Source organism: Okeania hirsuta, assembly GCF_003838195.1.
Taxonomy (GTDB): Bacteria; Cyanobacteriota; Cyanobacteriia; order Cyanobacteriales; family Microcoleaceae; genus Okeania; species Okeania hirsuta.
On sequence record NZ_RCBY01000503.1, the window covers coordinates 1 to 2,374 of the forward strand.

The following is a 2,374-nucleotide window of genomic DNA, read 5'->3' on the forward strand; positions in this document are numbered from 1 at the left end:
TAATGACGGAGTAGTTAACTTCCTGGATATCCTGGTAAATGCCCCTACCAATAAGGCAGGTATAGGCCTTAACTATAGCGGAAGTAAATTTTATGCAAATGCTTACCTCAGATGGGTAGAGGCTTATGACTACTTTTCCAGTTTCCAAATTGCTTCTCAATCTCATCCGGAGTTGACCTACAGAGGCGTACCTATTGTTGAAAATGCCAGGAGCGCAGATACCTTCAATTATGGGCCATTAGGAGGTTTTGCTACAATGGATATAGGCTTGGGATATCGATTCAGTGAGATGTTTAGCCTGGGATTTGCAGCTAGTAATTTATTTAATCAGGAACTGCGGGAATTCACGGCATCAGCGCCAACAGCGGATTGTATACCGTTGAATTACGCCTGAATCTCCCTGAGGTAAGCCCTAAATAAGCGAGAGAAGTTTTCATGCCAAATGCAATTATCGCCTCGGCAGGGGCTTATGTTCCCGAGCGGGTTTTGCCTAATTCCTGGTTCAACGATCTCTTGCAAGAGGACGTTGATACCTGGCTCAGAGAAAACCTGCACATTCATGAAAGACGCTGGTGCGAGGAAGGAGAAAGCACTGCTGATCTTGCGGAACGAGCTGCCCAAAAAGCATTGGAAAATGCAAACTGGAAGCAGGGGAAATAGACTTGATCATAGTTTCAACCGATACACCTGAGTTTATTTCCCCTTCCACTGCCACCGTTCTCCAAAATCGACTTGGAGCACAAAAAGCTGGAACGTTTGACATCAATTCGGCTTTGTGCAGGCTTTGTTACAGCCCTTACAACAGCAGCAAATTTTATCCGGCAGATGTTCAGTACCGCAAAGTACTTGTAGTAGGGGCATATGCCATGAGTAAGTACCTGAATCATCAGGATAAAAAAACAGTTACGCTCTTCGCTGATGGAGCAGGAGCTTTTGTACTTGAAGCAAGCGGAAGAAGCAGGCAGGGATTTTTGGGAGGGGAAATGAGGGCTATGGGCCAGTACAATGAATGGATGGGTATCTATGCGGGAGGGAGTTAAACATTCCATCAATCCTCAATCAAAGGGAGAAATTCGTCAGCAATTAGAATTTGTCAAACGCTTTCCCAAAGAACTTAATCCGGAAACCTGGGAAGATATGGCACGTGTCCTCTCGGATAAAATTGGGAAGAAACCGGCGGAAGTAAAGCAGTATTTCATTACCCAACTCAATATCAACAGCATTTGGGAAACCATGGATCGGCTTGAGTTAGACCGAAAAAAGGCCCATACAGCTATGCATCAATACGGATATACAGGTTCCGCCTGCCTTCCGCTTACGTATTGCGATGCCTGGGAAAAGGCTTGATTAATAAAGGAGGATCTGATCTATTTTATTGGTTCAGGAGGAGGACTGGCTTTTGCCAGTGCTGCCTTTAAACTCTAAGTCTATGAATTTCTTAGCTACAGATTGGGCAGCCAAATGGGCGCGCTATAGTCCGGATAAAATTGCCGTTAAAGAATACGATACCCAAAGAACGCTCAGCTATGCCGAACTGAATCGAAATGGGAGTAGGCTTGCGGCTTATTTTCAGAGCAAGGCCTTCAGAAAGGGAATCGTATAGGGGTGATTGCAGAATATAGCCGGAATTTATCCTGGTATTTGTGGCGGCACAAAAAAGTGGGATGATCATAGTTCCCTTAAACTATCGACTCACATCCGCGGAGTTGGATTATATGCTCAAAGATGCTGCGCCTGCTATGCTGATTTATCAGGAGGATTTTGGGGCACTGATTCAGGCATGTCCGAGCTTTGCTTCCATCCCTCGAACGCTAAAAATGGTAGACCTGGAAGGCTATTCTGCAAAGGAAAGCATATCTTTTTAGCAGTTGCCACTTGCAAGCAGATGATCCCATCTTCATTCTCTACACTTCCGGGACGACGGGTTTTCCCAAAGGCTCAATTTACACGCATGGCATGTTATTCTGGAACAGCATAAATACTGCCATGAGTCTGTTAATCAATACTGAAAGTCGGACTGTCAATTTTATGCCTCCCTTTCACACGGGTGGGTGGAACGTACTTTTGACTCCCTTATGGCACCATGGGGGCTATGTGTGTTTGTTGAAGAAGTTTGAAGCGGATCAGGTTCTGGAAGCATTGGAGGAAGAACATGCGACTTTGTGCATGGCTGTTCCGACCATGCTCGGCATGCTAAAAGATGAAAAGGGATTTAAACAGGCAAACCTCTCCCGTCTGCACTACATGATTGTAGGGGGAGAAGCCATGCCAATTCCCCTCATTGAAGTCTGGCAGGAGAAAGGCATCGCCATTCGCCAGGGCTTTGGCATGACAGAAGTCGGGCCCAATCTGTTTTCGCTCCACCAAAGAGATG

The 2,374-nt window shown here is 45.8% G+C and carries 6 protein-coding genes; all 6 read left to right on the forward strand.

Annotated features, from left to right (window positions below):
• On the forward strand, positions 1–394 hold a 394-nt coding region (locus D5R40_RS32255), incomplete at its 5' end, for a TonB-dependent receptor (protein WP_205127817.1).
• Between the two features lie 41 nt (positions 395–435).
• On the forward strand, positions 436–660 hold the full coding sequence (locus tag D5R40_RS38610) for a beta-ketoacyl-[acyl-carrier-protein] synthase family protein (RefSeq protein ID WP_205127818.1): 225 nt from the start codon (positions 436–438) through the stop codon (positions 658–660).
• Between the two features lie 2 nt (positions 661–662).
• Positions 663–1,040, forward strand: a complete 378-nt coding sequence (locus D5R40_RS38615) for a 3-oxoacyl-ACP synthase III family protein (RefSeq protein ID WP_205127819.1) — start codon at positions 663–665, stop codon at positions 1,038–1,040.
• On the forward strand, positions 1,024–1,347 hold the full coding sequence (locus tag D5R40_RS38620; protein ID WP_205127820.1) for a 3-oxoacyl-[acyl-carrier-protein] synthase III C-terminal domain-containing protein: 324 nt from the start codon (positions 1,024–1,026) through the stop codon (positions 1,345–1,347). Before D5R40_RS38615 ends, D5R40_RS38620 begins: the two co-directional genes overlap by 17 nt.
• Before the next feature lie 287 nt (positions 1,348–1,634).
• Positions 1,635–1,865 carry an AMP-binding protein gene (locus D5R40_RS41735; RefSeq protein WP_282433699.1) on the forward strand — a complete coding sequence of 77 codons (231 nt, stop codon included), beginning with the start codon at positions 1,635–1,637 and terminating at the stop codon, positions 1,863–1,865.
• A 10-nt stretch (positions 1,866–1,875) separates the two neighbouring features.
• A partial coding sequence (locus tag D5R40_RS38630) for an AMP-binding protein (protein ID WP_205127822.1) occupies positions 1,876–2,374 on the forward strand: 499 nt, incomplete at its 3' end.

Coding starts and splice junctions, on each gene's coding strand:
- D5R40_RS38610 (WP_205127818.1), top strand. CDS start 436: ATGCCAAATGCAATTATCGCCTCGGCAGGGGCTTATGTTCCCGAGCGG.
- D5R40_RS38620 (WP_205127820.1), top strand. CDS start 1,024: ATGCGGGAGGGAGTTAAACATTCCATCAATCCTCAATCAAAGGGAGAA.